Origin of the sequence: Chitinophaga sp., from assembly GCF_036566945.1 — a bacterium.
Classification (GTDB): domain Bacteria; phylum Bacteroidota; class Bacteroidia; order Chitinophagales; family Chitinophagaceae; genus Chitinophaga.
Genome location: NZ_DATCVJ010000948.1, coordinates 1 through 6,945, shown reverse-complemented (window position 1 = coordinate 6,945; position 6,945 = coordinate 1). Strand labels below are relative to the sequence as shown.

Annotated in this window: 5 protein-coding genes; 2 read left to right on the top strand and 3 right to left on the bottom strand. The window is 47.8% G+C overall.

What is annotated here, in order from left to right:
- Window positions 1-860: hypothetical protein (locus VIP81_RS28590; protein ID WP_331969683.1), on the top strand; the 860-nt coding region annotated here is incomplete at its 5' end.
- Window positions 861-873: 13 nt separating this feature from the next.
- Window positions 874-1,251, top strand: coding sequence for a 5-carboxymethyl-2-hydroxymuconate Delta-isomerase (locus VIP81_RS28585; protein WP_331969680.1), 378 nt, complete (start codon window positions 874-876; stop codon window positions 1,249-1,251).
- Between the two features lie 61 nt (window positions 1,252-1,312).
- On the opposite strand, the gene VIP81_RS28580 is transcribed toward VIP81_RS28585, so the two are convergent.
- The 3 genes from VIP81_RS28580 to VIP81_RS28570 all read right to left on the bottom strand — a co-directional run.
- The gene (locus VIP81_RS28580; protein ID WP_331969677.1) at window positions 1,313-2,713 is read right to left on the bottom strand and encodes a DUF5005 domain-containing protein; all 1,401 of its coding nucleotides are present in this window, start codon (window positions 2,711-2,713) and stop codon (window positions 1,313-1,315) included.
- An 8-nt stretch (window positions 2,714-2,721) separates the two neighbouring features.
- A complete protein-coding gene (locus VIP81_RS28575; protein ID WP_331969674.1) occupies window positions 2,722-5,784 on the bottom strand; it encodes a TonB-dependent receptor in 3,063 nt (1,020 codons plus the stop codon).
- Between the two features lie 37 nt (window positions 5,785-5,821).
- A partial coding sequence (locus VIP81_RS28570) for a RagB/SusD family nutrient uptake outer membrane protein (protein ID WP_331969671.1) occupies window positions 5,822-6,945 on the bottom strand: 1,124 nt, incomplete at its 5' end.

The window sequence follows — 6,945 nt, the reverse complement described above, 5'->3', positions numbered from 1 at the left end:
GTTTTATGAAAACAAGTATGAAAATCTTATTTGCACTGGTCAGTCCTATCCTCCTGTCCTGTCAGAAGCAAGCTGTTCCCGGTCAGCCTACTGATTCCAAAATTGCGGCTGTGGTAAAAACGCAATCGGCCGCTGTAGCAGCAGAAACATGGGAAACCGTGCTGGACAACAGCTCCTTTGACAGTTACACCGCATTTGAAGCCTCCTGGAATTATCTCTATCCCTGGGGATCGGATCACAACGGTACCGCACGTATGTATGGCAGTACTTCTGATCATAACCATATTTACCTGAATGCCGGTACACTCACACTGAAGGCTGCCCGCATCAATTGGAATGAAGGAAACAGCTCCAGCGATCCTTATCTGCCTATTCATTATCACAGTGGTGCTGTATATGCCAAAGCACAGGTATTAGTGAATGATCAATTTCCCAACTGGGAAGTAAAAGGAGATTTCCAGGCGCCATCGGTAGCCGGTTCCTGGCCTGCATTCTGGCTGACTGCCGTGAATAGCTGGCCTCCGGAAAGTGATATCCTGGAGTTTAAGGGTAATGCCACCAACTGGCAGAATACTTTTAGAACCCCGCAGGATGTATCCAGTATTTTAACGAATGTTTCGGCGCCGGGTAACTGGCATAATTACCGGGTATGGATCACCAAAGTAAGTGCTACGGATATAAACATTCATTACTATATTGATGGTAACTGGACGGGCATGCATGTGGCTAATTTTGTAGGGAAGCCTATGTATATCATCATTAACCTGCAGATGGAAGGTTCCAGTGGTGGTAGTGGCCCGTGGGGAGATACTTATTACAACGCCAAGAATATTTATGTAGGCCGTACCAGGGCCTGGTAAAAAAATAAAACATATGCCTCATTTTGTAATAGAATTTTCAAAAAACATTTTAGCACAACAACCGGCAGAAGTGATCATGGATACCGTTTACGATGCGGCGGTATCGACAGGATTGTTTGCAGAAAATGATGTAAAGGTGCGGATGAACTGTTACGAACATTATAAACTGGGACACGGCAAAGATAGTTTTTTGCACATTTTCGCGAGCATTATGGGCGGCCGAACAACGGAGCAAAGAGCCCATCTTTCGAGGGTGATCATACAAAAGCTGGCACCCTTATTCACTGATATTTCCTTTTTATCCATGAATGTCAGTGAATTTGATCCGGCGACTTATTGCAATAAGTCGTTGATCGACCCACGTAATACGAACGGGAACAGGCATTTCTAATGAAACATTTAACAGCAAAGGCTTCCCGATGGGAAGCCTTTGCTGTTACTACGAAAGTTTACTATTTCCAATTGAATACGCGTATAAAATAGGGCCGGTACCTGTCTGCACTACCTGGGTTGTTGAAATTGCTGGCGAAATCCGTGGGATTGATATTATAGGAAATAACCAACTCTCCTTCCCTGCTTAATCCATGATGCACAAAGGCATTGTAACTAATGAATCCCACGCTGTATTGATCCGGGATATGGTACAGTGTCCGTTTATTGGTCCACGGTCCCACCGGGCTGTTAGATTCAAGAATATAAATATCCAGTCCGAAAATAATTTGCTGTGATACGAGGTAGTATTTACCATCTTTATAAAACACATTCGGCTGGCTAATATCGCTGCATACATTATATTTCACCGGCGTAGTGCTCCATCCGTTCTGGCCATAATATTCCCAGGTGCCGGTCAGGTCCTGACCGGCTGCGCGGGCTACATACATGGATGAAGTCAGAAAACCATTTTCCGTGCTGTACATATACGTATAGCCATCGGGGGCCTGCATACTGCCGGCGCTGTAGTTGCTGCTCAGGTCTTTGTCTTTGATCAATTGACTCAACTGCATAGACGGCAAATCGAAGATGGCCAGATCAGTACTAACGTGTGCAAAATCCCAGGTACCACTACCCGTTTTCTTAACGTGGCTGAGCAGCATCTGGACTTTGCCACCATGTACCTGTCCGGCGCCGGGCCAGTACCAGTCCTGATCTTCGGCGGCGCTGCCGTACTTGATCCAGGTTTGGCTCTGATTACCTGCACCAGGGTTGAGTTGTATAAAACTTTGTAGAGACGTATCGAGTTGCAGATGTGCGGCATTACGGTTCATGACGTTGTTGGTACGGTTGCGATCAGCGCTTACCTGCCCAAAGAAGCTATCCTGGAATGACCAGAGCAGGCGGCCATCCGGCAGTAATACAGAGTAGCAACCATCGCCGCCGTTCCAGTTCTGGTAGCGGGTGAGATAGTCGTTGTAATCCAAATCGCTGTACACCGTTACGCGCGGGTCCCAGCGGCCATTGCTTTGCAGCAGTTGCAAACGAGGACCGGTGGCTGTTGTTTTTTTCATGAGGCGTACATACCAGTATTTCGAGGCACCTGATTCGGATGTTACGCGATACGCATAGCGGTTGTCATGCGCGGCGAAATTTACTTTCACACCTGGCGCGGGCAATACTGTCGCGTTTTTAGACACCATCACCTGCGGCGTGAGCGCAGTAAGATCCAGCTCCTCTGTTACCCATAGCGTCACGGTGGCAGAATCGGTTCCGTTCACAATCTCGGTTTCGCCTACCTGGCCTTCCGGCAGTTTGAAGGAGATGATGGCGCGCTCCTGGCTTTGATAGCCGCTGAGCGGATTTTTCACACAGGAGGTAAAAATACCGCCGGCCATCAATAGCAATATCATTTTGTACATACAGATATTTATTTAAAGCCAATTTGAATACCCAGGTTAACTACCCGCTGATTGATGTATGCATCGCCGGCGGAGTTGCTGGCTACTTCCGGGTCTTGCTGGTATTTATCATAGTTGGTCCAGGTCAGTAAATTATAAGCACTCAGGTAAAGACGTGCATTATTCAGACGCCCCGGCAGCCAGCGGCTGGGCAGCTGATAGCCCAGGTCTACTGTTTTCAGTCGTACATACCGTGCATCTATCAGCCAGAAATCCGACATATAGGTGCGTGCACTGTTGACCGTGGTAGGATTGCTGGTCAGTCGTGGAAACTGCGCATTGGCAGCATTCTCCGGCGTCCATCTTTGTTGATGAATGGGTTGGAACTGACTCTGAAAAGTTTCGATACCTGTACCTACTACGCTAAAGCTATATCCAAAAGAACCCTGGAACAGTACATTAATGCTGAAGCCTTTGTAACTGGCGCCCAGTGTAAGTCCCAGTACGGTATTGGCGAGGTTGGGTTTACCAATAGGTCCTATGTCGTTGTTGTCGATTACGCCGTCGCCATTCACATCTTTGTATTTGAGATCGCCCGCTTGTATAGGATACTCCGTCAATGGAGCAGCGGGTTTATCGTGTGTGTTGGACTGGATTTTCTGCACATCTTCTGGTGTGTAGTAACCTATAAAGGTGTAACCAAATGGCTGATCGATAGGCAGACCTGTTTCCCGCAGCCAGGGATAAGCCGGTTGTGCTTCGTCTTTAAACAGTACTTTATTTTTGAAGTATTGGAATACGAGACTGGTATTGAAGTTCACCTGACGAATATTTCCACGGTAGTTGATTTGTCCGTCGAAGCCCTGGTTGCTGGTTCTGGCTACGTTGGTAGGACTGAAACCGATACCCAGCATATTTGGTACCGAGCCTTTACGTACCAGCTGATCGAAACGGATATCATGAAAATAATCAACCGTAAAAGACAGCTTATCTTTAAAGAGATTCATGTCGATACCGATGTCTGCTTTTTTGGCTTTCTCCCAGCTCACGTCCATGTTTCCGAGATCGCCTTCATAGATAGAGCCGTTTTGTGTGTCATTCTCTCCAAAAGAATAACCACCGCCATTAACATACTCCTGACGGTACAGGTAACGATTACCTGAAGTAACGTCGGAGCCGACTACCCCGTAGGAGCCGCGTAGTTTCAGGAGACTGATGGAAGGAATATTACTCTTAAAAAATGGTTCTTCGGAAATGCTCCATCCCACGCCCACGGCTGGAAAGAAGCCGTTACGTTTCGCCGCCTGAAATCTGTCGGAGCCATTATAGGCGCCGTTGAAATCGAGCAGGTATTTTTGTTTGTAGTTATAACCTGCTTTAAAAGAGAAGCCCCTGAAGTTAGCGGGAATATCTGCTTTCGACGTATAGCTTTGCCTGTTATACAAGGCCAGCGCATTGAAAGCGTGATCACCAAAAATACGGTTATAGCTGAGGAAGGCCTGTGTATTCACATTCCGGCTATATAAATCTGTGTTGCCTGTTACCCGATACGCCTGCAGGCGATAGTTGCCGCGGGGATCGAGGGTATACGACTGATCCGCTGGATTATAGTAATACGATGGCGGATCGGCTTCGCGGAAAAGATTTCTGGCATACTGCTCAATGCCGCCATAGGCCACGCGGCCTGTGAGGGAGAGCCCCTTTGTCAGAAAATCGAGTTGTTGTGTAACGTCATACAGCACATCGAAATCGGTTCTTTTAGTACGACTGTAACCACCGTTGGCCAGTCTTGCGTTCAGCGTAGGCAATGCATCTTTGGTGTCCACGGCATAAGCGTAACTCCCGTTAGGGTTCATCATTGGCGCTGAATACGGATGTATTTTTTCAAAATTATATACTTCCGACACCACGTTAGCGGACCTGGGCTGATTGATATCACCGAAGCGGGTGGTGAGGTTCAGCCGCATGGTCAGCGTTTTGGTAGCGCGCATATCGAGGTTGGAGCGGAAATTATAGCGGCGGAAAAAGTAGTTGGTATTCACTTCATTTCTCGGATCAGAAAAATCTTTTACCAACCCGTTTTGTGTGAGAAATCCACCGGAGATAAAGTACTTCACCGCTTCTGTGCCACCAGAAATATCTACGTTGGTATTGGCCTGATAGGCATATTTTTTAAATACCGCATCATACCAGTTGATGTCCGGATGGCCGTAGGGATCTTTCCCATTTTTAAATAATTCGAGATCCTGCGCCGTAAATTTGGGAGTGAGACCATCATTTTTATAGGCTTCATTTACCAGTGTAGCCGCATCGTATGCATTGAGAAACGTGGGCGTTTTCACGGGCGCCTGCTGACCGGATTCTACACGGAGATTTACCTGTGGAAGGCCCACCTTACCGCGGCGGGTAGCTACCACGAGTACGCCGTTAGCGCCTTTGATACCATAGATTGCGGTAGTGGAAGCATCTTTCAGGATAGAGATACTTTCGATTTCGTTGACATTGATTTGTTGCAGCTGATCGTAAGAATACTCGATATCATCTACAATGATCAGTGGTTTATTTCCATCGCTGTTGAGGGAACTCACACCACGGATAAAGAAATCGGATGCATCTTTTCCGGGCTGGCCGGAGCGTTGTTGCGACACAAATCCCGGCAGTTTTCCCATCAGGGCATTCTGTACATTGGCAGTAGGTACGTTTCTGATTTCAGCGCCGGTAATGGCACTTACCGCACCCGTGCTGGTGATACGTTTAGCGGTGTTGAATCCCACTACTACCACTTCATCGATGCCTTGTGTAGATGATTGCAGCACTACATCGATCGCATCGCGACTGGCCACATCAATTTCCTGTGCAGAAAACCCGATCAACTTTATCAGGATCGTATTGGAGCGCCCTTTCAGCGTGAGTTTGAATCGGCCGTTGGCATCGGCTATGACACCGTTAGTGGGCATACCCTTTTCCGAAATGGAAGCGCCGGGCAGTACCCCATTCATATCTTTTACCGTACCGCTTATGATTTTTTGCTGGGCCGTTACGAGGCAAGGTGTAGCCAGCAGCAGCAGGAGAAACAGTATAATATTTTTCATCTTCAGTCAGTTAAATTTCTTGTAAGGAATAGGACACTCACCAGCCCGGATTCTGACGCATGTTATCGTTCTTCACTACTTCATCGTAAGGAATAGGATACAGGTACATTTTGGGCGCCGTGAACACGGGCCTGAACACTTCCACCACGTTGTAGTTAAAGGCAGGTCCGTCCTTGATGATGTTCATGCCATGCAATGCGGTACCATATACCTGTTGCGCTATCTTCCAGCGGCGGATATCCCAGAAGCGGTGTTCTTCGAAAGCCAGTTCTATCCTTCTTTCGTTACGTACCACATTGCGCATTTCATCTGCCGTCATGTTTTCCTTCAGGCCATACATACCATTATCGCCGGCAGTAATACCTGCGCGTGCACGCAGGTCTTTCAGCACCTGGTATACTTCTGCCGTGGCGCCGTTGGACTCATTTTCTGCTTCAGCAAAATTGAGCAGTACTTCCGTGTAGCGTAATATGATCCAGTCGCGGTTGGTATTGCTGTATTGCGTGGCATTTTCGAAGTTGCCCATGAACTTGCGCATATAATACGATGTTTGCGTGCCGGGTTCTGCGCCACCGGGGCGGCTTTGGCCACCCTGAAAAGTTTGTAGTTCTGTATTCAGCCAGCGTGCGCCGTTATACAGGATACTCATTGTGAGACGTGGATCACGGCGGGCATACGGATCATTGGAATTATAGCCCGATGCCGGGTCTGTAATAGGAACGCCGGTGTTGGTAGGGAAAGCATTCACCAGTTCCTGCGTAGGGTTGGTGCGGCCTCTTGCTACGGCCGCAAAACCTACGGGCCCGTTGGCACTTTCAACGTCGGTGGTATTTCCGCCCTGTCGGAAAAAGATGACTTCACTATTATTTTGGGTGATAAATACATCTTTAAAATTAGGCAGCAGCGCGAAAGTTCTTTCATTGATCAGGTCGTGGGCGGCATCTGCTGCCAGTTTCCAGCGATTTTTATCGTAGTTAATGTAACCTGTGAGTGGATTATTGGCATCAATATTCTGACCATTGAACAAGGGGCTGGCGGCATACAGCAACACTTTTGCTTTTAATGCCAGTGCAGCACCCCTGGTAGCACGATGACTATTCAGTTCAGGTGCAGCGATGGGATTGGGTCGGAGACTGTCTTTGATGGCATCGCATTCGTTCA

Excerpts from the sequence above, each read along its gene's own strand:
- VIP81_RS28580 (WP_331969677.1), bottom strand. The coding sequence starts at position 2,713 with ATGTACAAAATGATATTGCTATTGATGGCCGGCGGTATTTTTACCTCC.
- VIP81_RS28585 (WP_331969680.1), top strand. The coding sequence starts at position 874 with ATGCCTCATTTTGTAATAGAATTTTCAAAAAACATTTTAGCACAACAA.
- VIP81_RS28575 (WP_331969674.1), bottom strand. The coding sequence starts at position 5,784 with ATGAAAAATATTATACTGTTTCTCCTGCTGCTGCTGGCTACACCTTGC.